Source organism: Flavihumibacter stibioxidans (assembly GCF_014332695.1).
Taxonomy (GTDB): Bacteria; Bacteroidota; Bacteroidia; order Chitinophagales; family Chitinophagaceae; genus Flavihumibacter; species Flavihumibacter stibioxidans.
In genome coordinates this window covers 429,015-454,154 of the sequence record NZ_MBUA01000023.1, presented here as the reverse complement: position 1 = coordinate 454,154, position 25,140 = coordinate 429,015, and the positions used below count along the sequence as shown (strand labels likewise).

25 protein-coding genes are annotated in these 25,140 nt (G+C 48.9%); 19 read left to right on the top strand and 6 right to left on the bottom strand.

Translation table 11 applies throughout. The features are described from left to right. Nucleotides 1–21 precede the first annotated feature (21 nt). Both zwf and gndA read right to left on the bottom strand, forming a co-directional pair. Nucleotides 22–1,539 carry a glucose-6-phosphate dehydrogenase gene (gene zwf, locus BC349_RS13345; protein WP_187257265.1) on the bottom strand — a complete coding sequence of 506 codons (1,518 nt, stop codon included), beginning with the start codon at nucleotides 1,537–1,539 and terminating at the stop codon, nucleotides 22–24. A 34-nt stretch (nucleotides 1,540–1,573) separates the two neighbouring features. Then, nucleotides 1,574–3,013, bottom strand: coding sequence for an NADP-dependent phosphogluconate dehydrogenase (gndA, locus tag BC349_RS13340; RefSeq protein ID WP_187257264.1), 1,440 nt, complete (start codon nucleotides 3,011–3,013; stop codon nucleotides 1,574–1,576). Nucleotides 3,014–3,278: 265 nt separating this feature from the next. On the opposite strand from gndA, the gene BC349_RS13335 reads away from it, so the two are divergent. Together BC349_RS13335 and BC349_RS13330 are read left to right on the top strand one after the other, a co-directional pair. Beyond that, the gene (locus tag BC349_RS13335; protein WP_187257263.1) at nucleotides 3,279–4,535 is read left to right on the top strand and encodes a TCR/Tet family MFS transporter; all 1,257 of its coding nucleotides are present in this window, start codon (nucleotides 3,279–3,281) and stop codon (nucleotides 4,533–4,535) included. Nucleotides 4,536–4,719: 184 nt separating this feature from the next. Further along, entirely contained in the window at nucleotides 4,720–5,034 is a 315-nt protein-coding gene (locus BC349_RS13330) for an RNA recognition motif domain-containing protein (protein ID WP_187257262.1), read from the top strand. 156 nt (nucleotides 5,035–5,190) lie between these two features. On the opposite strand, the gene BC349_RS13325 is transcribed toward BC349_RS13330, so the two are convergent. Both BC349_RS13325 and BC349_RS13320 read right to left on the bottom strand, forming a co-directional pair. After that, the gene (locus BC349_RS13325) at nucleotides 5,191–7,614 is read right to left on the bottom strand and encodes a hypothetical protein (protein WP_187257261.1); all 2,424 of its coding nucleotides are present in this window, start codon (nucleotides 7,612–7,614) and stop codon (nucleotides 5,191–5,193) included. Between the two features lie 111 nt (nucleotides 7,615–7,725). Beyond that, complete coding sequence (locus BC349_RS13320; RefSeq protein ID WP_187257260.1) at nucleotides 7,726–9,879, bottom strand: S9 family peptidase; 2,154 nt, start codon at nucleotides 9,877–9,879, stop codon at nucleotides 7,726–7,728. A 73-nt stretch (nucleotides 9,880–9,952) separates the two neighbouring features. Between BC349_RS13320 and BC349_RS13315 the strand changes: the two genes are divergently transcribed. After that, nucleotides 9,953–10,306 carry a carboxymuconolactone decarboxylase family protein gene (locus BC349_RS13315; protein WP_187257259.1) on the top strand — a complete coding sequence of 118 codons (354 nt, stop codon included), beginning with the start codon at nucleotides 9,953–9,955 and terminating at the stop codon, nucleotides 10,304–10,306. A 58-nt stretch (nucleotides 10,307–10,364) separates the two neighbouring features. Further along, nucleotides 10,365–11,696 carry an alpha-L-fucosidase gene (locus BC349_RS13310; RefSeq protein ID WP_187257258.1) on the top strand — a complete coding sequence of 444 codons (1,332 nt, stop codon included), beginning with the start codon at nucleotides 10,365–10,367 and terminating at the stop codon, nucleotides 11,694–11,696. 48 nt (nucleotides 11,697–11,744) lie between these two features. Here BC349_RS13310 and BC349_RS13305 read toward each other — a convergent pair whose 3' ends face one another. Continuing rightward, a complete protein-coding gene (locus BC349_RS13305) occupies nucleotides 11,745–12,764 on the bottom strand; it encodes a LacI family DNA-binding transcriptional regulator (RefSeq protein WP_222840174.1) in 1,020 nt (339 codons plus the stop codon). A gap of 132 nt (nucleotides 12,765–12,896) precedes the next feature. Here BC349_RS13305 and BC349_RS13300 point away from each other — a divergent pair, with 132 nt between their 5' ends. The 4 genes from BC349_RS13300 to BC349_RS13285 all read left to right on the top strand — a co-directional run bounded on the left by BC349_RS13300 (nucleotide 12,897) and on the right by BC349_RS13285 (nucleotide 16,861). Beyond that, the gene (locus BC349_RS13300) at nucleotides 12,897–13,988 is read left to right on the top strand and encodes a lipase family protein (RefSeq protein WP_187257257.1); all 1,092 of its coding nucleotides are present in this window, start codon (nucleotides 12,897–12,899) and stop codon (nucleotides 13,986–13,988) included. Nucleotides 13,989–14,163: 175 nt separating this feature from the next. Then, the gene (locus tag BC349_RS13295) at nucleotides 14,164–15,198 is read left to right on the top strand and encodes a 2-oxoacid:ferredoxin oxidoreductase subunit beta (protein ID WP_187257256.1); all 1,035 of its coding nucleotides are present in this window, start codon (nucleotides 14,164–14,166) and stop codon (nucleotides 15,196–15,198) included. Nucleotides 15,199–15,600: 402 nt separating this feature from the next. Beyond that, on the top strand, nucleotides 15,601–16,221 hold the full coding sequence (locus tag BC349_RS13290; RefSeq protein ID WP_187257255.1) for an L-threonylcarbamoyladenylate synthase: 621 nt from the start codon (nucleotides 15,601–15,603) through the stop codon (nucleotides 16,219–16,221). Between the two features lies 1 nt (nucleotide 16,222). Next, a complete protein-coding gene (locus BC349_RS13285; protein WP_187257254.1) occupies nucleotides 16,223–16,861 on the top strand; it encodes a GNAT family N-acetyltransferase in 639 nt (212 codons plus the stop codon). Here the strand turns inward: BC349_RS13285 and BC349_RS13280 are convergent. Next, nucleotides 16,853–17,455 (bottom strand): ribonuclease HII, encoded by a 603-nt coding sequence (locus BC349_RS13280; protein ID WP_246456934.1) that lies wholly within the window; start codon nucleotides 17,453–17,455, stop codon nucleotides 16,853–16,855. The genes BC349_RS13285 and BC349_RS13280 overlap by 9 nt on opposite strands. Before the next feature lie 61 nt (nucleotides 17,456–17,516). Between BC349_RS13280 and BC349_RS13275 the strand changes: the two genes are divergently transcribed. From BC349_RS13275 to BC349_RS13225, 11 genes are all read left to right on the top strand, one after another. Then, entirely contained in the window at nucleotides 17,517–18,152 is a 636-nt protein-coding gene (locus BC349_RS13275) for a Crp/Fnr family transcriptional regulator (RefSeq protein ID WP_187257252.1), read from the top strand. Nucleotides 18,153–18,326: 174 nt separating this feature from the next. Continuing rightward, a complete protein-coding gene (locus tag BC349_RS13270; protein ID WP_187257251.1) occupies nucleotides 18,327–19,742 on the top strand; it encodes an MBL fold metallo-hydrolase in 1,416 nt (471 codons plus the stop codon). Between the two features lie 54 nt (nucleotides 19,743–19,796). Beyond that, entirely contained in the window at nucleotides 19,797–20,441 is a 645-nt protein-coding gene (locus BC349_RS13265; protein ID WP_187257250.1) for a peroxiredoxin, read from the top strand. A gap of 72 nt (nucleotides 20,442–20,513) precedes the next feature. Then, the gene (locus BC349_RS13260) at nucleotides 20,514–20,798 is read left to right on the top strand and encodes a rhodanese-like domain-containing protein (protein WP_246456933.1); all 285 of its coding nucleotides are present in this window, start codon (nucleotides 20,514–20,516) and stop codon (nucleotides 20,796–20,798) included. A 1-nt stretch (nucleotide 20,799) separates the two neighbouring features. Beyond that, nucleotides 20,800–21,105 carry a rhodanese-like domain-containing protein gene (locus BC349_RS13255; RefSeq protein WP_187257249.1) on the top strand — a complete coding sequence of 102 codons (306 nt, stop codon included), beginning with the start codon at nucleotides 20,800–20,802 and terminating at the stop codon, nucleotides 21,103–21,105. A 4-nt stretch (nucleotides 21,106–21,109) separates the two neighbouring features. Continuing rightward, nucleotides 21,110–21,364: a hypothetical protein gene (locus BC349_RS13250; protein ID WP_187257248.1), complete on the top strand. Its 255-nt coding sequence runs from the start codon at nucleotides 21,110–21,112 to the stop codon at nucleotides 21,362–21,364. A gap of 11 nt (nucleotides 21,365–21,375) precedes the next feature. Beyond that, complete coding sequence (trxA, locus tag BC349_RS13245; RefSeq protein WP_187257247.1) at nucleotides 21,376–21,681, top strand: thioredoxin; 306 nt, start codon at nucleotides 21,376–21,378, stop codon at nucleotides 21,679–21,681. Nucleotides 21,682–21,750: 69 nt separating this feature from the next. After that, the gene (locus BC349_RS13240; RefSeq protein WP_222840173.1) at nucleotides 21,751–22,320 is read left to right on the top strand and encodes a YeeE/YedE family protein; all 570 of its coding nucleotides are present in this window, start codon (nucleotides 21,751–21,753) and stop codon (nucleotides 22,318–22,320) included. A gap of 13 nt (nucleotides 22,321–22,333) precedes the next feature. Then, nucleotides 22,334–22,858, top strand: coding sequence for a DUF6691 family protein (locus BC349_RS13235; RefSeq protein ID WP_187257246.1), 525 nt, complete (start codon nucleotides 22,334–22,336; stop codon nucleotides 22,856–22,858). Between the two features lie 192 nt (nucleotides 22,859–23,050). After that, a complete protein-coding gene (locus tag BC349_RS13230; RefSeq protein WP_187257245.1) occupies nucleotides 23,051–24,250 on the top strand; it encodes an NAD(P)/FAD-dependent oxidoreductase in 1,200 nt (399 codons plus the stop codon). 39 nt (nucleotides 24,251–24,289) lie between these two features. Then, entirely contained in the window at nucleotides 24,290–25,126 is an 837-nt protein-coding gene (locus BC349_RS13225) for a universal stress protein (RefSeq protein WP_187257244.1), read from the top strand. The last annotated feature ends 14 nt before the right edge of the window (nucleotides 25,127–25,140 follow it).

Sequence of the window (25,140 nt, the reverse complement as noted above, 5' to 3'; positions counted from 1 at the left end):
TGGGTGAATGGGTCAATGTGGTCATTCCTGGTGGGGTTCGGGCAGGCTTGCCCAGTTTCGTCCGTCGCGGGCGATGAGGGCTTCGGCGTCTTCAGGACCCCAGGAACCCGGACTATAATTCGGGAAATCCACCGGCGGCCTTTGTTCCCAGGCTTCCTGTATGGGCATGATTACTTTCCAGGCAGCTTCCACCTGGTCTTCCCGCATGAAGAGAGTGGCATTCCCTTCCATCACATCCAGCAAAAGGGTCTCGTATGCTTCAGGCTCATGTTCATCATACGCATCCTTATAACTGAAGATCATATCAACCGGACTAAGCGTGAGATCCTGCCCGGGTCGTTTGGCCTGGAAGCGCAGCCGGATGTCCATCTCAGGGGCAATACTGATGGTTAACCGGTTGGACCGCCAGGTTTCGGCTGATTCCGGCGGGAATGCAAAACTGGGGGCAGCTTTAAATTGTACGGTAATAATGGTTTCCTTTTCGTGCATGCGTTTGCCGGTGCGAACATAAAAAGGCACATCCTGCCAGCGCCAGTTATCGATGTAGAACTTCACGGCAGCAAAGGTGTCCACATTGGAATCGGGGGCCACATTCTTTTCCAGCCGGTAGGCCGGAACCTGCTCGCCCTTCATCCAGCCTGCACCATATTGACCACGGACTGCATAATTGTGAACCTCTTCCCGGCTGATCTTTCTCATGGCATGCAGCACATCCACTTTTTTATTGCGGATCTCATCGGCGTCAAAACTAACCGGTGCTTCCATGGCCACCATGCAAAGCAGTTGCAGAATATGGTTCTGCACCATATCACGCAGGGCTCCGGAATGTTCGTAAAAATCTCCCCTGCCTTCCACCCCAACAGTCTCGGCGGCAGTAATCTGGATATGATCAATATAATTGCGGTTCCAGATGGGTTCAAACAAGGCATTGGCAAATCGCAGGGCCAGGATATTCTGCACGGTTTCCTTTCCCAGGTAGTGGTCGATCCGGTAAATCTGCTTCTCATCAAACATCCCTGCAAGGAGTTTATTCAATTCCAGCGCACTTTCCAGGTCGTGACCAAAGGGTTTTTCAACCACCACGCGGGTACATTTCGTGTCGGCGCAGATATTCAGCGGTCCGAGTTTGCCCACGATGCCGGGTACCAGCTGGGGAGCAACAGCCAGGTAAAAAATCACATTGGGATGTTCACCATACTCCTCTTCCTTCCGTCGAACGATTTCGGCTATTTTTTCGTATTCCTCTTCTTTCTGTGCATCCATCTGCAGGTAGGAAACTTTCTGCGAGAAGGTTTGCCATTTGCCGCCCTGATCATCTTTACGCCGGCTGAACATTTCAATTCCGTTGAACAGGTGCTTTCGGTAGGAGTCGTTGTCGTAAGGACGGCGGCCGATGCCCACGATGTCAAATTTTACCGGCATCCATTCATCAATGAAAAGATTGTAAAGTGCAGGTGACAACTTGCGATGGTTGAGGTCGCCGCTGCCGCCAAAGATGAATATGAGGGATGCTGGTGGGCGTTTATGGTTGGAAGACATTTTGTGTTTGAGGTTTGTAGTTTGTGGTAGTTGGTTAGGTCCATTGCGTGTGGAACTTTCCTTCGCGATCGGTTCTTTCGTAAGTATGGGCCCCGAAATAATCGCGCTGGGCCTGCAACAGGTTCAGCGGCAGGCGTCCCGTGGTATACGCATCGTAATACGTCAATGCATTCATCAGGCATCCTGCCGGGAAGCCATTGAGGGCAGCAAGGCTGCTGATGGTGCGAAGTGATCCAATGTTATCGCTGACCAATTCCGCAATGGTTCCATCCAGTAACAGGTTAGGCGTTATTGGGTTGAGCTGGTAGGCAGTGTAAAAAGTTTCCAGCAGGGTAGAACGGATAATACATCCTCCCCGCCAAACCTTGACGGCATTATGCAATGGAATGTCCATGTCGAGATCTTTAGAGGCCGTTTGCAACATGGCCATCCCCTGGACATAAGAAAGTATAATTGCTGAGAAAAGCGCTTTGCGACAATCATTGGCAAGGCTTTCCCTGTCGGTGGAAAGCGGGTATTGTCCGGCCGCTGGGGACGGGTTGGCTGTCCGTGCAGTGCGAAGTTTTTCTGCCTCCACTCTTTCGGATTTCAGGGCAGAAAGGTTGCGCATGGTAACGGCCATGTCGATGGTGGGAATGGCCACTCCCATATCCATTGCAATCTGCGAGGTCCATTTGCCGGTACCTTTTGAGCCGGCCTTATCGAGGATCATATCAACCAGTTGGTTGCCGGTTTCGGGATCCTGCTGTTTGAAGATGGCGGCAGTGATTTCTATCAGGTAGGATTTCAGTTCCGCTTCATTCCAGTTGCTGAAAAGCTGGTGAAGCTCTTCATTGCTGAAGCCGGCACCCCGATGCAACAGGTCGTACACTTCGCAGATCAGTTGCATGATCGCATACTCAATACCGTTATGAACCATTTTAACGAAATGTCCGGCTGCGCCCTTGCCCATATAATCCACGCAGGGCTCGCCGTTCACTTTTGCAGCGATGGATTGCAGCACTGGTTTCAGATGTTCCCAGGCGGTCTGGTCGCCTCCGGGCATCATGGAAGGACCGAAGCGCGCGCCTTCTTCACCACCGGAAACCCCGATGCCAATGAAATGGATTCCCTTTGGCTGGAGGTACTGGTACCTGCGCAGGGTATCGGTATAATAGGTGTTGCCGCCATCGATGATGATATCTCCCTGGCTCACCAGGGGAAGCAGGCTTTCGATCACATCATCCACCGGTTTGCCGGCCGGCACCAGGATCATGATGCGGCGGGGAACGGAAAGGCTGTTCACCATTTCTTCCAGGCTGTTGACGCCTTTTACGATCGTGCCGGGAGTGGCGGACTGTTCAAAATCGGTTGTCTTTTGGGGGTCTTTATCGAAGCCGATGGCCCTGAAACCATGATCGGCAACATTCAGGAGCAGGTTCCGGCCCATAACACCCAGGCCGACCATGCCAAAATCAAATTGTAGGTTGTCCATTATTGCTGGTTGGATAGGCCGCAAAGGTAAGAAGGTGCAACTATTTTATGGGGAGATTACTGAAGTTTGGGGTTGAGCCTGGTTTGGAGGGCTGGGTATAGCGTTTTGTATAGCGATGCGTCTGGTGTTTTGTTTGTTGTTGGGTTTGTTGTTGGGTTTGGGGCCGGGGAAGGAGCCGGGCAAGGGACCTACGGGAAAGCCCGCTTAAATATTTTTTTAGGGCAGTTGCCGGCGGACAGGTTTATTTTGCAGTAATTACTGAACAATGGCAAGCAACAGGAAGGCGGCGCTCGGATTTATTTTTATTACTCTGCTGATAGACGTAACAGGCCTTGGGATCATCATTCCGGTGATGCCTAAACTGATCACCCATCTTATTCACGGCAATATGAGTGATGCCGCCCGATATGGCGGCTGGCTCGGATTTGCCTATGCCATCATGCAGTTCCTGTTTGCCCCCGTGCTGGGTAACCTGAGTGATCGCTATGGCCGCCGTCCGGTTTTACTGTTATCCCTCCTTGGCTTTGGAATCGATTACATATTCATGGCCCTGGCACCCACTATTGCCTGGCTGTTTGTGGGAAGGATCATCGCAGGCATTTTTGGCGCCAGTATTACAACTGCTTCCGCCTATATAGCCGATATCAGCACACCGGAGAACCGGGCACAGAATTTTGGGATGATCGGCGCTGCATTCGGACTGGGTTTTATCATCGGACCGGTATTCGGCGGGGTATTGGGGCATTATGGCGCCCAGGTACCCTTCCTGGCCGCTGCTGCATTAAGCCTGGTGAATGCACTCTACGGTTATTTTGTATTGCCCGAATCACTTCCGGTAGACAACCGCAGGCAGTTTGACTGGAAAAGGGCCAATCCGCTGGGTGCGTTTAAACATTTGCGCAAGTACCCGGCTGTATCGGGACTGATACTTTCTTTTGTGCTGATTTATATTTCAGCCCATGCCGTGCAGAGTACCTGGACCTTTTATACTATTGAAAAGTTTGGCTGGACCGAGCGGCTGATTGGGTATTCGCTGGGTTTTGTGGGTTTGATGGTGGCGCTGGTGCAGGGCGGACTGATCAGGGTGGTGATCCCCCGGCTGGGAAACGAACGCAGCGTGTATACGGGTCTGTTCCTGTACAGTCTCGGGTTTTTACTGTACGGATTTGCTTCCGCCACCTGGATGATGTTCGCCTTTACAGTGATCTACAGTTTGGGTGGAATAACCGGTCCTGCCATCCAGGGGCTCATTTCCTCCTCCGTGCCTGCCAATGAACAGGGCGAATTACAGGGCGGATTAACCAGCCTGATGAGCGCAACTTCCATCATCGGTCCGCCGCTGATGACAAATTTATTCAGTTATTTCACCGCACCTGCCGCACCGGTATATTTTCCGGGGGTGCCCTTCCTGATGGCAGCGCTCCTGATAGGAATCAGTGCAGTACTGGCTTACAGGGGATTACACGGAGGAGCCGGCAAGCTTGATTTCAGGAGGAGGAAGGATGGGGAAGCAAAACTTTAACAGCAAAGTTCAGGGGGGCGCCTTAAACTATCTTGAGTTACCATTTAATTGTGTTAGCTTTGCGGCGTTATTGAGTTATTGATCCCGGCTTTGGATCGAGTTATTCTGCTACGCATTTTCTGCTATCTGGAAATCTCCCGCCCGTATCGTATCGCTCATTTTTATTTTATTTTTTATTTTTAGTATGAACATTTACGTTTCAAATCTGAGCTTCAACGTTGAAGACGAAGACCTGAGAGAATTTTTCACCGAGTATGGTGAAGTATCTTCTGCCCGTGTTATCATGGACAAATTCACCAACAAAAGCCGTGGATTCGGTTTTGTTGAAATGCCTGATGATGAGGCAGCCCAGAAAGCCATCTCTGAACTTGATGGTGGTATGGTAGAAGGTCGCGCTATCCGCGTATCAGTTGCCAAGCCTCGCGAAGAGCGCAGCAATTCTGGTAATGGCGGTGGTGGAAACCGTCGTTCTTTCAGCAACAGCGGAAGCCGTTGGTAAGAACTTAGATGACAGCAATGTCATCTTCCAAAAAATTGCAGGCCATCCGGTATCGGATGGCCTGTTTTATTTTGTGAGCTTCACCCATCGGGTTGCATTTCACCCGTCGGGTGCCACCCGACGGGTGAAATGCAACCCGATGGGTGAAATAAGAACTTATTCAATGATCTTTTCGATACGGGTCAGTTTTCCATCAGCGTTAACCCCTTCGATAACGATCCGGAGCCTCTTGCTGATATCATTATTGTACACGGTGTACAAAATCCGGCGGGTGTTTTTATCAGTTATAATGAAAGGGTTCCAGTACAGGGTGGTGCGGTTGTCCGTCTGCTTGTGCTCTGTTTCATACTTCATGTAATCGGGCGAATAGAATTGTTTTTCCGGAACATAACCGGGGATGGATGCGAAATCCAGGCCCTTCACATTATCGTTCAGGGCTGCACCCTTTTTGGTGTAAACGGCAATGGCACCGCCACTGCCGCCTCCGGGCGCACCAAAGAACGGGGGCCTGAATACCTTGATCATGGCCACATCGGTCATGGGGGTATTTTGAATCATGTTGACATCCCCCTGCATCTCATTCACATACAGTACAGGTGTACCTCCCCGCCAGGATAAACTCATCTGGGTACCGGCCCCAGTGATCTGCAGCCCCGGCACCTTGCCCTGCAGGTAGTTCAGGATTGACATCGAACCATTGGCAAACGGGTCGTCTTCCGTGATAAAAGTATAGCCTTCCTGCCCCTTGAAAAATCCGGATGCATATTGCTCATCCATTTTTTCTGCCTTCGACTTTTGTTTGGCCACAACCGTCACACCGGCAAGGGTCTGGACCTTTCGCTGTTCATCCAGTAAAGCCCTGTTTTTTTCCACCATCAGCTGGTTCTTCTTCTGCGCTAACGGATCCAGCGGGTTAAAGGAAGGCGTCCACTTCGGTGATACTGAAAATGCGGGGCCCTTCACCAGCAGGTTGTTTTTTACATCAATCAGCGCCTTGGTGGTGAGTAATTTATTTTTGTCATTGCTGAACTGGTAGTAGAGTTTGGCGGTATCATAAAAGATCATACCGGGTACATAAAATTTCCCATCCTGCTGAACCGGGATGGTCAGGAACTGCTGGCTTCCGTTTTTCAGGTTGATGATGCCGGTTATTTCCTGGTTCACCAGTTCGCTCTTTGTCAGGCCGGTGACACTGCCTTCCATTGTCAGGTAATCCTCCGGCAGGTGTTTGATTACCGGAAACTTACCCGCAATGGCATCTTCCCATCTGAATCGCCTCCATCCGTTAGTCATCATCACCAGGTCGAGGTGCTGCGCTACGGTATCGGCTTCACTCGAAAAGTAGTAACCCGGGTTATGCACATATCCCTTGATATCACTGGCCAGGAGTATTTGCGAGTAGATATCGTTTTCTCCCGGCTGTGCCGGATTGATGTCCGCATCAGTAATGGACATGGATAGGTTGCAGGGGATGGTATCGGGAACATCTACCTGTATCACATTGCGGTCGCGTTTGTCGAGCCCTTTCAGCGGTACATTCAGATCCGTAATGAAATAGTAATCCTGGTTATTCAGAAAAATGATGCGTTCAGCCAGGGGTTTGTTGTCTTCCGAGAAAATGGTGACCTGCACAATTCCCGCGGGCACTCCTTCTGTAGGGATGACGGCGGTTACGAGAGCTGATTTGGTGAGATTGACCTTTGCCCGATAAATCAGTTGCTGCTGGGTTTGGGCTATCACCTGTACAACAGGCAGCGGTGAAGGAACACCATCCTTCCTTTTGATGTTAAACTGAATGCCCCCGCTTGTGTGGTTTAATTCCAGCACAATGCCATTGGGCCTGGCGGCGGGAACCATTACCTGCTGCTGTTTCCCGGAAGGGTCCTTCCAGGTGATTTTATAGGTTTCACCTGCTTTCGGGGTGAGGTTGAAAAATCCCATTCCGTTATGTGTGCTGCTGAAGCTTTCTATTTTGGCTCCTTTGCCAGTCAGGAGATCGCCTGAAAACGCGACAGGCCATCCCCTTTTATCGGTGGCCTTGAAGGCAATCCTGGAAGGGACATCCTGAACCAGGTCACCGCCTTCCGGAAAAAGTTCCAGGAAATACTGAGGCGATGACACCTGCTTTGCGGTTGCAGGCTGCGCCGGGGTGGCCGATAAAATGGGTATGGCCTTAACATAGAGAAAAGCGGTGTCGAAGTTGAGCATCCACCTGGTATAGGCGCGCACAAAAACAACCGAGTCCTTCAGGTCTGCCGGAAGGTCGAAGGCCGCAGCGGCTCCGGACATCAGAACCGGGCTAACTTTTTTCTGTAGCACCTGTCCGTTTCCATTGACCAGTTCGGTGTAAACATTTTTACTGATGCCGGATAAAAGGTGCCCCGACATGAGGTAAGCTTTCAGCCAGATGGTTTCACCGGGATTGTAAGCGCCTTTGTCGAATTGCAGGTGGATTTTTTCCTGTGGGTACTGCGATTCCAGTTTGAGGAGCACGGAATCTATGACCTGCGCTTTCATCAGCAGGGCAGGCAGTAGTAATAAAACGGACAGGATCGGTTTCAGAAAACAGGCTGGCTTCATATCAATACTTCAGAATGAGGGTCGAATTTCCTTCATTTTTTTTAAAATCAGTGGCAGAACTCCGCTGAACAGTGTTCACCCGTCGGGTGCCACCCGACGGGTGAACACTGTTCAGCGGAATCGCTCGAAAAATTCCCAGGTGCGGAGCATCTGGTCCATCCGCTGGCGGTTGTTGCCGCTGCGGGTGATCTCGTGGGTGGCGCCGGGGTGCCGCACATATTCCACCGGCCGGCCCAGGACCTTCAGGCTTTTATAAATCTGCTCGCTTTGGATGACCCCGGTCCGCAGGTCGTTCTCCCCATGGAATATGATATAAGGGGTGGTGATATTTTCCACATAATTGATGGGCGATTCCCTTTCCAGGGTTTCCAGCACCCTGCTTTCCCAGGGATAACCGCCGAAATAATTGGGCACGAGCCGCCAGGCATTGCCTTCGCCAAAGAAGGTGCGCAGGTCGTACACCCCGCGCTGGCTGCATGCGGCCCTGAAGCGCTTGTCATGCCCCAGGATATATCCGACCAGGTAACCTGCATAGGACCCGCCTGTTACAAAAAGCCGGCTGGTATCGCCCCAGCCTTCGGCCACTGTTTTATCGAGCGCGGTCAGCACATCCTGCATGGGCCCCTTTCCCCAATCGTTTACGTTGGCGCGCAGGAAATCATATCCATACCCGCCGGAACCGCGGGGGTTGCTGTACACCACCCCGTAGCCCTTGCTGCTCCAGTACTGAAATTCATGCCACATGGAGCTTTCACCAGGCCCCCACATAGCTGACGGTCCGCCATGGATCTGCAGCAGCAGGGGGAATTTTTTCCCGGGGGTATAATTGGCCGGTTTCATCACCCAGTATTCAATAGTCATCCCCTTTTCATTAATGAAACTATGTTTGGTGGGGAGGGATAAGGATTTGGCGGCCAGCCATTCACGGTTGAATCCGGTGAGTGTTTTTTCATTTTTCGCATATAGGTCAGCGGTATAAACCTCAAATGGATTGCTCACCATTGTTTTCACATATACGAGCCTGTTAGCAGCAATATCAATGGAACTGATTCCTTCGTCCGTGCTTCCTAGGACCTGCTGCTTTTTTGTTTTCAGGTCATATTGCAGCAATATGGCGCCGCCATTGCTCTGTGTGATGGCGTACAACATATCATCCCCTTTCCAGGTGAGCCCCCCTTTATTACGGTCAAAGGGGATATCCGTCAGGTCTTTTTCGCTGCCTCCCGCGGGCATGATGGCAAGTGCAGGCACAGTTACAAACCCGGTGGCGGAATGCTGCAAGGCGATCCACTTACCAGAAGGTGAAACAGTTGCGCCGAAATAGCGGTAATCCTTTTTACCCAACAGCAACTTAAAACCGCTGCCATCAGTATTGACCCTGTAAAGGGCGGAACTAAGGTTGCGGTCGGGATGAGTGTTGTCGGTCATCTCTCCTTCCACCAGCAACTGGCCGGCAGAAAGAAACTGGGGGTTGCTGTAAGACTGGAATCCTTTGGTTACCTGCCTTGCGATGGCGCCGCCTTGCGCACTGATGATAAATACATGTGACCTGGCCAGTTCCCCGTTGGTGGCGGACTCGCCCTGGAACTGAAGCCTGGTAATCACTTTGGCTTTTTTATCCTGTTCGTTTTTACTCAGCCACGCCCTTACTTCATCCAATGAACCGTCCGGATCCGCTTTCTGGTTGTTCTTCAGGATAAATGCGTTGCTGCCGAACCCGGGTTTTTCGATGGACCATTCGGGTACCTGCTTGTCGGGGTTCAGGGCTGTATCATTGGCCAGTTCTGTCAGGGGGATGGAGGAAACAAATGCCAGTTGCCTGCCATCAGGGCTCCATTTCGGCGAAGCCGCACCATACCGTGACCGGGTTAGCTGGATGGCTTCCCCACCGGCAAGCGGTAATAGGTAGAGCTGTGGCTTTCCGTCGGTGTTGCGCACAAAAACGATCTGCTGCCCGTCGGGACTGACAGCCAGCTGGGAAGCTCCCTCTTTTGAAGAAGTCAGCTGGCGCGGGGCGGATTGCCCATCTGTACTGACAGTCCAGATCTGTGTCCGGTATTGGTATTCCCATGTTTTATCTGCCTCTGCCTCAATGGAGGTAAGGGTGAAATAAGCTTTGGTGCCATCAGGCGACAACTGCAATCCGCCCGGTTGTCTGATCCGAAGCATATCGGTCAGCAATACCGGTGTTTGCCCGTTTTTAACCGGTGACTGCCCCTGGGCCAGGAGCGTGCAAAACAATAGTGGGAAGAAAAGGGATTTCATACAGAGCGCTTTTATCTAAAATACGAAACCGCTTGATGCGGATATGTAGATTTGCAGGAATAAAAAATTATCAATGGGCCAGTTAGTAAAAGAATTCAACGAATACCGCGAAAAAATGAACGAGGTTATCCTCAGCAAGAACAACCTGGTGATGAAAAGGTTGTGGAACCTGGATACCAATACCTATGAGGAAGGCGCCCTGGACAAAAAGACCAAAGAGATGCTGGGATTGGTTGCCAGTATGGTATTGCGCTGTGATGACTGCATTAAATACCATGTGGGAAAATGCCATGAACTGGGCATCACCACGGAGGAATTGTATGAGATCTTCGCCGTTGCCAATATCGTGGGGGGCACTATTGTTATTCCGCATACGAGACGGGCAGCGGAATATTGGGAAGAATTGGTGAAAGAATCGGAAGGATAGGATAAAAACAAGTAAGTCGGCCTTGCTGCCGGGGGAAGATATTGCAGTAATTTCAGGTATGAGAAAACTTACGCTGACCATCCTCGTAATGATCGTTTCCGTTTCGGTGATGCAGGGGCAGGGCTATCTTCCCTCAAAAGAAAATATTGCTTCCAGGCAGCAGTTCCAGGATAATAAATATGGCATGTTCATTCACTGGGGATTATCCAGCATGCTGGGTGATGGCGAGTGGGTGATGAACAACCGGAATATTAAAGTGGAAGACTACAGTCGCCTGCTGCATGCTTTTAATCCCGCTGATTTTGATGCGGCCCAATGGGTTCGCACGGCAAAGAATGCCGGGATGAAATACATTGTTTTCATCACCCGGCACCACGATGGTTTTTCCAACTGGGATACCAAATATTCGGACTGGAAAATAACCAACACACCTTACGGCAGGGATGTGCTGAAGATGCTGGCGGAAGAGTGCAAAAAACAGGACATGAAACTGGGCCTTTACTATTCCACGCTCGACTGGTACAGGGAAGATTACCCCCATGAAACCGGCAGAACCGGAAAAGGTACGGGGCGCAAAGGCAAGGGTAATTACGACTCCTACCTGCAATTCATGAAGAACCAGTTGACGGAACTGCTGACCGATTATGGTGAGATCATGTCGATCTGGTTTGACGGTCACTGGGACCAGACCAATCCGGAAGGTCATGGTGACAGAGCTTCGCGTATAGATTGGCGTTATGATGAGATATATGGTCTCATACATAAGCTGCAGCCCCAATGTATGATAGGAAACAATCACCACCTGGATCCGATTCCGGGCGAGGATTTCCAGATGTTTGAGCGGGATCTGCCGGGTGAAAATAAATCGGGGCTGAGTTACCAGAAAGCTTCTGATGAAGTGCCTCTTGAAACCTGCGAAACCATTAATGGCGCATGGGGCTATAATATCACCGACCGGAGGTACAAGACAGTGGACCAGGTGATCCGGTTACTGGTGGGTGCAGCAGGACGCAATGCCAACCTGCTGCTCAATGTTGGCCCTATGCCGACCGGACTGATCCAGTCCGAGTTCACCGATACCCTGGCTGCAGCGGGAAGATGGCTGGAGAAATACGGCGAAACGATTTACGGAACCCGTGGTGGCCCTGTTCAACCGCAGGAATGGGGTGTTACAACGCAGAAGGACAAACGAATATTTGTTCACCTTTTCAGGGCACCTTACGGGAATATGATTTTATTCCCCGGATATAAAGCAAAGGTTAAGACGGCAAAGGTTTTCGGAACCGCCACGCCGGTAAAATTTAAGCAACAGGCCGAGGGGTTGATTATCAGTACAGACAAAATTGTTTATGAAGGTCCTGTGCAGGTGATTGAGCTGGAGTTGAACTAAGCCGGCAATAATTTTTTGGGATAGAGACAACGGTTGTCAAAAAGGGACTCATCTTTTGTGTTCAACGAGCTCACCCTGGATCAAGATATTCCGGGGGGCGGGCTGGTTTTCCTTATCGCTGTTGATCAGGTCCATCAGGATCTCCGCGGCGGCAGTTCCCTGTTTCTCCGGAAACTGCTCAATGGAAGCCATGGGGGGACTTTCCAGGTAATTGGTGATCGGCAGGTTGGCGTAGCTGACAAAGAAAATATCCTTGTTGTTTTTCAGTTTTTTGGACTTGCAGTATTGTATCGCATCCAAAGCAACATAGTCGTTTATGGCGAGAATGGCTGTGGGAGGCTGTTTCAGGGTGATCAGGGTTTCCATGGCTTCAGCGGTCCCTTCCTTGGTCAGGTCACAGTATGCAACCAGTGAGAGGTCTATCTTCAGCCTTTTTTTCTGCATCACTTCCATATATGTATCGGTGCGTTCCTTGGAAGATTTCATTTCCTTCGGGCCGTTAATAATGCCGATACGGCGGTGTCCTTTTCCCATCAGGTAAGTAATAGCCTGGTGGGTGCCATGAGGCATATCGAATGCCACTTTATTGAAGTCATTGGAGGCAGGAACCCGGTCAAAGAAAACAATTGGTATCTGGTATTTTTCCAGCGCCCTGAAATGGTCGAGATTTTTGGTATGTTTTGACAGGGAAACAATGATGCCGTCCACCCGTTGATTCTTCATGGCAGTGATGATGGCTTTCTCCCTTTCCACATCATCGTTCGATTGTCCGATGAGCACATTGTATTTGTGGTCGTTGGCAACTTTTTCTATTCCGCTGATAGCACCGGCAAAAAAATCCTCGATCAGGTAAGGTAAGATCACCCCAATGGTAAAAGTCTTGCGCTGTTTGAAAAAGATGGCGGTTTGATTGGGCTCATACCCCAGTTCCTCTGCAAGTTGCCGCACCCTGGTCTTGGTTCGCAATCCGATGCTGGGATGGTCATGCAGTGCCCTGGAAACAGTTGAAACGGAAATGCCCAACTGTTTCGCAATCTCCTTTATGGTTGGTAATTTTTTGCTGATCATATTTGGTCGCCAGCGCTAAAATACGCTATAAAAATCAAAAGAATTTCGTTGCGTAACGATACTGCCGTCATGCCGGAATCATTATGTATATTGAAAATAATTAATAGGATCTTCCAAAAATTTACCTGAATTATGAGTGGAAAACTTTTTTTTCCGATTGTTTTTTTGTCGGTTATCGCGATGAATTGCCTGGCCCAGCCTTTGTCGGCAGGTTTTGATAAGGCCGAATATCTTGAGTTGCTAAAAATATCGGCGCGCAGTACTGCCAACAAAAATTACTACGATACCCTGCCAGAACCGCAGCAGTATTTGATGGTTTATCAATCGGCGGTTGTCGGCCTGGACAATATGTGGGACCTGTGGACCAATCACCGGGGAAGGACTGTTATCAGTATCAGGGGTACCACGCAAAATGGCGAAAGCTGGCTGGCCAATCTGTATGCGGCGATGGTGCCTGCAAAAGGAAGTATCCGGATTACCAATGAGTACAAGTTTAATTATGAGCTGGCGAAAGATCCAAAAGCGGCTGTTCATGTGGGTTGGTTGATCAGTACAGCCTTCCTGGTAAATGATATGTTGCCTAAGATTGACTCTTCCTATCGCAGCGGCACCAAAGATTTCCTGGTCATGGGGCATAGCCAGGGTGGCGCCATTGCGTATCTGCTGACGGCACATTTATATGAGTTACAAAGGAAAAAGGTGTTGCCGGCGGATATGCGTTTCAAAACCTATTGCAGTGCAGGACCCAAGCCCGGAAACCTGTATTTTGCCTATGAATATGAAGCAATGACGATGGGGGGATGGGCTTTCAATGTGGTAAACAGTGCCGATTGGGTTCCGGAGGTTCCCATGTCTATTCAAACATTGCATGATTTCAATTCAACCAATCCGTTTATCCAGGCAAAATCGCAGATCAAAAAACAAAAATTTCCCAGGAACCTGGCTTTGAAGCATGTTTACAACCGCCTGAGCAAACCTGTTTTCAGGGCGCAGCGGAATTACCGGAAGTACCTGGGAACCATGACCTCGGGAATTGTTCAGAAATATATTCCGGAATTTATACCGCCCGCTTATTACAAAAGCAATCACTATGTCAGGACGGGAACAACCATTGTGCTGGCTGCCGATGAGGAGTATTACCGCAGGTACCCGGAGGGCGGTTCACGGATTTTTATCCACCACGCACATACGCCTTATATGTACCTGACCCAAAAACTGCCCTGATGGCGGTTCAAAGAAAAATGTGCAATCGGTTGTGTGTTCGTATGCAACCCTAATTTGCCAGTTTTGCCTAACTGTTATTAGGGTTTGGCGTCTCAGGCCCGGGACAGTCAGTTAGTTTTGGTTTGGTATGCGTCTGACATATGTCAGACGCATTATCTTTGCTTATATTCACGTTATGAATACTACTGCAATACCCACCCCCGCATTGACAGCAAAGGATTTTGCAACCGACCAGGAAGTACGCTGGTGCCCCGGTTGCGGTGATTATTCCATTCTGGCCCAGGTACAGAAAGTGATGCCCGGACTTGGTATTCCCAGGGAGAATATCGTGATTATCTCGGGGATCGGCTGCAGCAGTCGTTTTCCTTACTACATGAATACCTATGGAATGCATTCCATCCATGGCAGGGCGGCGGCCATTGCCAGCGGATTGAAAGCTACCCGCCCCGAACTGAGTGTCTGGATCGTTACCGGTGACGGCGACGGATTAAGCATTGGCGGAAACCATACCATTCACATCCTTCGCCGCAATTTCGACGTAAACATATTACTGTTCAATAACCAGATTTATGGCCTGACCAAGGGCCAGTATTCCCCCACTTCGGAGGAAAAAAAGATCACCAAGAGTTCGCCTTTCGGCTCTATTGACCATCCCTTTAACCCACTTGCCCTGGCAATGGGGGCGGATGCCAGTTTCATTGCCCGCAGTATGGACCGTGATCCCAAACACCTGCAGGAAATGCTGGTGAGAAGCCATGCACACAAGGGAGCTTCCTTCCTGGAGATTTACCAGAACTGTAATATTTTCAACGACGGGGCATTTGAGATCTTCACGGAAAAGTCCACCAAACCCGAACAGGCACTATTCCTGGAACAGGGAAAGCCTTTGTTATTCGGCGCCAACAAGGAAAAGGGCATTAAGTTGGATGGTTTCAAGCCGGTGGTAGTAAACCTTAATGAAGGTGCCAGCGCGGAAGACTGCTGGGTGCATGACGAGCGCGATTTCTACAAGGCGCAGATACTGGTAAGGATGTTTGATGACCCCCGTCTTGAAGGTCATTTACCCCGTCCGTTTGGTGTTTTCTATGAAACAGAAAGGGCCTGCTATGAAGAGCAGATGGCACTTCAGATCGATGACGCTATTTCGCGTAGGGGTAAGGGTGACCTCGACAAATTACTCAGGGGTTCCGAAACCTGGACCATTTCCTGAAACCTTTCCCCGGATCTTTTAAACGTATTGGAAAAAAGAAAGCCAGCGATGGACATCGCCGGCCTGTGCTTACCTCTGAAACCACAAAAAGAAAGAGGTTATATGGGTTTTCAATGATTTATACGTACCATCGTTCAGACGGAATATTCCATGGGGTAATTACAATAAAAAACTAAAGGGATCAACGATCAGACGGGCTTTACCTGGATATGGCTTGAGGGATAGGTTTGAAAGACAGGCTTACAAGGGTATCGGAACTGGCGATTTATTTAAAATCTGGTTAAATTTAAAGCCTGTTTTAATACCGGACAAAATTTATTCAAAATAATTATATGTTTTTTTGATTTTTCTGCTGAAAGGTCATTTCCGGCATTAGCGATGCTATTCTTCTTAACTTAGGTCATGCTTATACACGTGCATCCTGAAAATCCGCAGCCAAGGGCGATCAGGACCATTGTTGAAACCCTGCAAAAGGGTGGCATCATCATTTATCCTACTGATACAATTTATGGAATAGGTTGCGACATCTTTCAGCCGAAGGCCATAGAAAGGATATGCAGGATCAAACAGGTGGTTCCCGAAAAAGCCCAGCTGTCTTTTATTTGCTATGACCTGAGTGACCTGAGCCAGTATACAAAAAGTATTTCAACGCCGTTGTACAGGCTGCTTAAAAGTCACCTGCCGGGCCCTTATACTTTTATTTTACCGGCCAGCAAGGAAGTCCCCAAAATACTGAAGAGTAAAAAAGATACCATTGGTCTTCGTGTGCCCGATAACAATATTGCCCGTACCATCATACAGGAACTGGGCCACCCGATCCTGAGTGCATCACTTCCCGGGGAAATGATCGAAGAATACACTGATCCCGAAATGATGTACGACAATTTCAGGAAGCAGGTGGACCTGGTAGTGGATGGGGGTATTGGCGGCTGGGTGCCTTCCACCATCGTGGATTGTACCCAGGAACCACCGGTTGTATTGAGAAAAGGCCTGGGCGAGTGGGAAGAAACAGAATCAATATAGCATGGGATTTGACCATTTTTTTCATCCTTCCTTTCAACTGAAATCCGGCAGGGTCCTGTTAAGAAATATGCTGGAGTCGGACCTGGAAGGGTTTCGGCAACTGACCGGTGATCCAAACATGTGGAACTGGTTCACCCGCCGGCTTGATGAAACCGGCCAACTGGAAGCATGGGTGAAGGAAGCGCTTGTCCAGCAGGAGGGCAAACTGCGGTTTCCCATCACCGTGATAGATCTGGGTGCTGCGAATCATGGATGGTCCGGTGATTCAGGAGAGTCCGGAGTTGTTGCCGGAAGCTCCAGCTTCGGAAATATATCCTTCCATGATAAAAGGATCGAGATTGGCTGGACCTGGTACGGCAATGATTTCAGGGGCACAGGTATCAACCTGCATTGCAAGTACCTGATGCTTCAGTATGCATTTGAAGTGATGGCTTTTGAACGGGTGGAATTCAAGACCGATGCCCTCAACAGCAGATCCAGGGCGGCACTCCGGAAAATCGGCGCCCGCGAGGAAGGCATCTTGCGCAGCCACATGCTTATGCCAGGCAACAGGCGCAGGGATTCAGTTTATTTCAGTGTTTTAAAAGAAGAATGGCCGGAAGTAAAACATTATCTTGAATCCAGGATTGAATCAGAATAGTCCGGCACTATTCTCCGGACTGATGGCGAAACTTTTACGGTGGTATTCGCATAACCCAAACCGTTCAATGGCATTTCGGTGAACGGCTGTTCCGTAACCTTTGTTCTGTTTCCAGTCGTATTGGGGGTGTTTTTCGTGCAGCAGCTTCATATGGTCATCCCGGTAGGTTTTGGCAAGGATGCTGGCAGCGGCTATGGACATAAAGGTCGCGTCTCCCTTAACCACGCAGCGATGCGGGATGCCGGGATAGGCTTTGAACCTGTTGCCGTCTATCAGTAACAATCCGGGCCCAATGGATAACTGCTTTATAGCTTTATGCATGGCCAGCCAGGATGCCTGTAAAATATTGATCCGGTCAATTTCTGCTTCGCTGACGGAGGCCACGGCCCAGGCCAGGGCATTTGATTCAATATAGGTTCGCAGCTCATAACGCTGTTTTTCCTTCACCTGTTTGGAGTCGTTGAGCAGGGGATGGTGAAACTCACGGGGAAGAATAACCGCCGCGGCGAACACGGGTCCTGCGTAACATCCTCTTCCGGCTTCATCGCAGCCGGCTTCGGTCAATTGATCCTGGTATGTATGTTTGAGTGCCAACCGGCCAAATGTAAAAAGAATCTTTTGTTGTAATTTTAATAGACCCACTAAAAAATACGCAATGTCTACCGCTACAATCATGCAGCATTTCCCAACTTTTGAGGCAGGGCTTGTCGATGAGATCATGAAGAATAGCGAGATCCGGACATTCAGGGTCGGTGACCAGCTGATGCGTACCGGCCAGTATTTCAGGAGCACCATGCTCATCATAGACGGACTGGTCAAGGTTTACAGGGAAGATGACCAGGGTAACGAATTCTTTATGTATTACCTGCGGCCGGGGCAGGCTTGTGCCCTCAGTATGATCTGTGCCACCAGGCAGGAAACCAGTGAAATCATGGCCAAGGCGGTAAAGGACACAGAGGTGATCGCCATTCCACTCACTTTTATGGACGAATGGATGAGTAAGTACAAGTCATGGTACCACTTTGTGCTGGAAACATACCGTTCCCGGTTTGAAGAGTTACTGGTTACAATTGACCACATCGCCTTCAGGGCCATGGATGAGCGGCTTGAATTTTACCTGAAAAAGCATATGGAAAGCCTTCATTCCAATATCATCCAGCTGAGTCACCAGGAAATTGCGGAAGAACTCAATTCATCCCGTGAAGTAATTTCCAGGCTGCTAAAAAAGATGGAGCAGCTGGGTAAGGTAAGACTGCATCGTAACTCGGTAGAAATCATAAAGTTGTCATAAACAGGAACAGTCTAGTCACTTAGAAACTGTTAAAACTGTTCCCACTCCGGAACCGCAGGGAAGAAATGTTGCCCGGTTCAGTTTTCGCCCCCCTTTTTATGTGACAAAAGTCATAGAACAGGCTTGAAAAAGTGTTCAAATTTGCACATACAAATACAGTAAAACTCTTGCAATATGAAAATAGAACAGATATACACCGGATGTCTGGCACAAGGAGCCTATTACATTGAAAGTGAAGGCGAAGCTGTGGTAATTGACCCCCTTCGTGAGGTTGAACCCTATCTTGAAAGGGCAGACAAGGATGGTGCAAAGATCAAGTATGTATTTGAAACGCACTTCCATGCTGACTTTGTAAGCGGCCACCTGGATCTGTCCAAAAAAACCGGTGCCCCTATTGTTTACGGTCCTAATGCGAATCCAAGCTTTGATGCCTATATCGCAAAGGATGAGGAGGAATTCAAAGTGGGCAAACTGACTTTTAAAGTATTGCATACACCGGGTCACACCATGGAAAGCACTTCTTATCTGTTGAAAGATGAGAATGGCAGGGACATTGGTTTGTTCTCAGGTGATACCCTTTTTATAGGTGATGTGGGTCGTCCTGACCTTGCACAGAAAGCTGCACACATGACCCAGGAGCAACTGGCCGAGACCCTTTTTGATTCACTGCGTAACAAGATCATGCCGCTGGCTGATGATCTCATCGTATACCCTGCACACGGCGCCGGCAGTGCCTGTGGTAAGAATATGAGCAAGGAAACAACCGATACGCTGGGTCATCAGAAGGAATCCAACTATGCGCTCCGCGCCAATATGACAAAGGCAGAGTTTGTAAAAGAAGTTACTACCGGCCTGATGCCGCCTCCCGCATATTTCCCGCTGAATGTTATGATGAACAAGCAGGGATATGACAGTATCGATGAGGTGCTGAAGCGCGGACAACACGCGCTGAGTCCTGCAGCTTTTGAAGTGGCCGCCAATGAAACCGGTGCCCTCATACTCGATACCCGTGATCCGCAGGTATTTGCAAAAGGATTTGTTCCCAATTCAATCAATATCGGTATCGATGGCAATTTCGCACCATGGGTAGGGGCCCTGATCCCGGATGTTAAACAGCAGTTACTGCTTGTTGCCGAACCTGGCAGGGAAGAGGAAGTGGTAACAAGACTGGCAAGGGTTGGATATGACTTTACTATTGGTTATCTCGAAGGTGGATTCGCTGCCTGGGAAAATGCCGGTAAGGAAGTGGATAAAATTGAATCTGTAACCGCAGAAGAACTGGCTGGCCGCGCGGCGAATGGGGAAGTAAATATCCTGGACGTACGCAAGCACAGTGAGTATCTGAGCGAGCATGTGGTGGATGCTGAAAATGCAACACTGGATTTTGTGAATGAAAGCATGCTGAAGATTGATAAAAACAAAACTTATTACGTGCATTGTGCCGGCGGGTACCGTTCCATGATCTTCAACTCTATCCTGCGTGCGCGTGGTTATGACAACCTGATTGATGTACAGGGTGGTTTCAAGGCGATCAAGGAAAGTGGAAAGTTCAGGGTAACTGATTATGTGTGCCCGACGACTTTATTGTAATCAAAACACGGATTGTAAGAGAGGATTTAATTTTTAAAAGATAAAACCATTTTTATGGAAAGTACAGTAACATATATGCCACGTATTGGTGATAAGGCACCGGAATTTGAAGCCGTAACCACTACCGGTAAATTGAAGTTTTCTGATTATAACAAGGGAAGCTGGGTGATCCTGTTTTCACACCCTGCTGATTTCACCCCTGTATGTACAACTGAATTAAGTGCTTTTGCCCAGGATAAGGAATTCTTTGCCGCAAAAAACACAAAGCTGATAGGTTTGAGTATAGATAGTATTCACTCTCATATTGCCTGGGTGAATGCCGTGCAGGAAAAGACAGGGATACTGTTTGAGTTCCCGATCATTGCCGACATCGACATGAAAGTGGCCAAATTATACGGTATGTTGCAGCCTGGTGAAAGCGAAACGGCTGCGGTTCGTGCAGTATTTATCATTGACCCCGAAGGATCTGTAAGGCTGATCATGTACTATCCGCTGAATATCGGACGGAATATGGAAGAGATCAAGCGTGCACTCGTTGCACTTCAGACCGCTTCTGAAAACAGTGTCGCCTGCCCCGTAAACTGGAAGCCTGGTGACAAAGTGATTGTTCCCGCACCTAAAACTGTGGAAGCCCTGGCCGAAAGAAAGGCAAGCAACCTCGAAATGGTTGACTGGTACCTGGCTAAGAAATCACTGTAAATGTGAAGGAAAATTTCACCCGTCGGGTGGCACCCGACGGGTGAAATTTCAAATGGAGTATAAAAATATAATATGAAGACAATAAACGAAATGCTGGCGGATCCGAATGCCACCGTGGTGGATGTTCGCAGTGAAATGGAGTTTGCTATGGGGCATTACCCCGGAGCATTGCTGATTCCCCTGGACCAGATTCCGCAGCGTATGGAAGAATTCAGGTCCATGTCGCAGCCCATTCTGCTGTATTGCCGTTCGGGTAACCGTTCCGGCATTGCGCAACTGATGCTGCAACAGGCCGGTATTAAAGAAGTGTATAATGCCGGTGCATTAACCAGTTTACCAAACTTAACAACAAACTGATATGTTTGATTTTCTGAAAAAACTGTTTGGTCCCGGTACAGATTTCAGGGCATTAAAGGAGAAGGGCGCCGTCATCATTGATGTGCGTACACCAGGTGAGTTTATGGCAGGAAATATTTCCGGCTCCCTGAATATTCCACTGGATGCACTGAAGGCCCAGCTTCCCATCCTGAAAAAGAAAGGTATGCCCGTAATTGCGGTATGCCGTTCCGGCAACAGAAGTGCGATGGCTGTTGCACAACTGAAACAGGCTGGCATTGAAGCGTACAATGGTGGCGCCTGGATATCACTGAAAAATAAAATTTAAGAGGATGAGAACGATACTGACAGGTTGGAATTTTATGCGATTTTTAAGACTGGGTATTGGCTTGTATGCGCTCGTTGCAGCATGGATGCAGCGTGAGCCTTTGCTTGCCGCAGCCGGTGTCTTCCTGGTATTGATGGCCCTGTTTAATGCCGGATGTTGTGCCGGTGGCGCCTGCAGTACCGGTTACAGAAGTCCCCGTGGTAACCAGCCAGCCGGAAAGGAAACCATCAGTTATGAAGAAGTAAAATCAGACCAGTAAAATTTTTAACCATGTCATCATTTAATGATATCATACAATCTGAAAAACCGGTCCTGGTAGATTTCTTTGCGGAGTGGTGCGGTCCCTGCAAGATGATGGCCCCCATTCTCAAAGATGTGAAAGCTTCCATGGGAGATTCCGTTACAATTATAAAAGTTGATGTGGATAAGAATCCTCAGGCCGCAAGGCAGTATGGTATCCAGGGGGTACCAACCCTGATGGTTTTCCAGCAGGGGCAGATCAAATGGAGACAGAGTGGTGTAGTACCGGCAAGGCAGATAGAACAGGTACTTGGAAAAGTGAAGGGGGAGAAGTAAGAAACAGGTTACAGGCTAAAGTCAATATAAAACAACAAACAACTAACAACAAATCTCAAACAAACAATTATGACATTGATTGAAATGATCAGGCAACCATGGCCATGGTATGTTGCCGGGCCACTGATAGGGCTAACGGTTCCCACTTTATTAATTATCGGGAACAAATCCTTTGGTATTTCCTCTTCCTTAAGGCATACCTGTGCTGCCTGTTTCCCCGGAAAAATTCCATTTTTCCAATACGACTGGAAGAAGGAATTGTGGAACATGTTCTTCGTCCTGGGTATTTTCTTCGGGGGTATCATAGCGGCAGCTTTTCTCCTGAACCCCAATCCGGTTGAGGTACATCCCAACCTGGTAAATGAACTGGCCGGTTATGGTATCAGTGATTTCAGCGGACTGGTTCCAAAGGATGTATTCAGCTGGTCTGAATTGTTTACCGCAAGGGGCCTCATCATGATGGTTATGGGTGGATTCCTGGTAGGTTTCGGAACCCGCTATGCAGGTGGTTGTACCTCCGGTCACGCCATTATGGGTATCAGTACCCTTCAGTGGCCTTCCCTGGTGGCAACCTGTTGTTTCATGGCCGGTGGTTTCCTGATGGCCAACTTTATCCTTCCATTTATCTTATCACTCTAAATCAATTCATTCAATGGCTAACAATACATTTGTTCAGAACCAGCCCGATACCGCGGCCAATTCAGATTTTGAAGTACGCTCCCTCGATACGATGTGTGTAAACAGCGAGGAGTACAAAGAGCCCTGGTACGGTAACCTGAAATACCTGGTAGTGGGTATTCTCTTTGGAATCGTTTTCGTAAAGGCAGAAGTAATATCCTGGTTCCGTATCCAGGAAATGTTCCGCCTTCAGAGTATTCATATGTATGGTGTGATCGGTTCCGCTGTTGCAGTAGGAATGCTGTCAGTTTTTCTGATCAAGAAATTCAACATCAAGACCATTCATGGCGAGAAAATTGAGTTCCACCCCAAGAAATTCAACAAGGGACAGATTTACGGCGGCCTTACCTTTGGATTCGGATGGGCTATCACTGGTGCATGTCCCGGACCACTTTTCGCCCAGATCGGCACAGGTGCCACTGTGATCATTGTTACCTTGCTGAGTGCCATTGCCGGTACCTGGGTTTATGGTAAATTCCGCGAGAAATTGCCTCACTAGAAGTATTACAACACACATGAGAAAACCAAAAAGCAGGACCCCCAAAGGGTCCTGCTTTATTTTTGCATATTTGTCCTATCTTACAATCAATACCTGATTTTCATGCTGTTAAGTATCATGTGGGAAAGTGATGTTGATCACTTAGGAGGGTTAGGCTGCTTTCTAACTTTATGTTTATAAAAAACCAATAATATGGGCCAACATCATCAAATACTTATCATCGGCGGCGGCAATGCCGGAATTTCTGCAGCGGCTCAACTGTTACGTAAGCGTTCAAAGTTAGAAATTGCCATCATTGAACCTTCTGATAGACATTTTTACCAGCCTGCCTGGACATTGGTAGGCGGTGGGGTGTTCAATGTACACGATACCATCCGTTCCGAAGCTTCGGTTATACCTAAGGGTGTGACCTGGATCAAGGAAGCTGCAGCCAGTTTTCAACCCGAGCAAAACCAGGTGACTACCAGCACCGGCGCAACCTATACCTACGATTACCTGATCGTGGCACCCGGTATCCAGCTGAACTGGCACCTTATAGAAGGTTTGAAGGAAACCCTGGGCAAGAACGGGGTTACCACCAACTATTCTGTGGATTACGCTCCTTATACTTTTGAGTGCCTTCGCCAGCTGAAAGAGGGACAAACCGCGCTGTTTACCAGTCCGAGTACTGCAGTAAAATGTGGTGGTGCACCCCAAAAGATCATGTACCTGGCAGCAGATTACCTGCGCAAGCACGGCCTCCAGGGAAAAGCTACCGTTGAATTTGTAACCGCCGGCGGAGTGATTTTTGCCATCAAGGAATACGCCGAGCAGCTGATGAAAAAAGTGAACGAATACGGCATCAAGCTGAATTTCAAGCACGACCTGGTTGCCATTGACGGACCTAATAAATTGGCCACATTCAAGGTGACTGATGCTGAAGGTGTTACCAAAATGGTTCAGAAACATTTTGATATGATCCATGTGGTGCCACCCATGAGTGCTCCTGATTTTATCAAAGCAAGTCCCCTTGCCAATGAAGCCGGCTGGGTGGAGGTAGATAAATACACCCTTCAGCATACACGCTATGCCAATATCTTCGGTTTAGGTGATGCGATGAGTGCGCCCAATTCAAAAACCGGTGCAGCCGTGCGCAAGCAGGTGCCTGTGATGGTGAAGAACATGCTTGCACTGATGGATGGCCAGCCTATGCCTGGAAAATATTCCGGTTACGGAAGCTGTCCGCTGGTGGTTGGTTATGGAAAATTGATCCTGGCAGAGTTTGGTTATGACAATGTGCGGATGGAAACCTTCCCCTTCGACCAGTCCAAGCCCCGGTGGTCTATGTGGGTACTGAAGCGTTACATACTTCCATGGCTGTACTGGAATAAAATTTTAAAGGGAACCGCTTAGGTTTTCTTCTGTATCTTGGCTCAAAGTTCTCGTTGAATCATGGCAAATATTTTAGTTCCTTTCGACTTTTCAGCCAATGCCATTGCTGCATTGGACCAGGCGCTGCTGATAGCAGACGGCAAGGGATTTTCGGTGGAAGTGCTGCACATTCTGAATTTTAAAGCAGCACATGAATACCCCAAAGACTGGCGAATTGATCCGCATCACGTGGACCTGGGAATTATTGAAGAGAAACTGAATGCCGTGGTGAAGGAAAGAATCAGCAATTGCTGTGAAACAGGGGCTCCGGAAGTGACTTCGCTGGTAAGGGAGAGTGTGATGATCAACGGCGGCATTATCAACCATATGTTGCTGAACAAGGCTGATCTGATCGTTATGGGTACACATGGCGCTACCAATGCCATCGAAAGGTTCTGGGGTTCCAATACCTCCACCATGATCAATCATTCCCTGTTCCCAATCCTGGCAGTGCCGCCGCACTGGCACCCGGTGAAACTCAGGGAACTGGTAGCGGCTGTAACCCTGAAGGAAGCAACGGAATGCATTCCGAATATACTGCACTGGGCGGGCTGGATGCAGACCAGCACGGAGCTTGTCACCCTAACCTCGGTTCCGGCGGCCGACCAGGAACATCTTGATGATGTACTGAAAAACTACCCGGATGTAAAAGCTCACCTGGTACCCAAGGTCAATGACCTGCCCATGTGGCGGAACCTGGTCCAGTTTACAGCCGACCGCAAAGAGGCCCTGCTGATGATGTTCGTGCATGAGCGTACCGTATTCGAGAAACTTTTCAATTACAGCATTACCTCCCGCGTGGCCGACGGTATCCATATTCCATTACTGGCGGTTCCTGCGAAACATAAAACTCATTAGTTCCCTTAAATTTG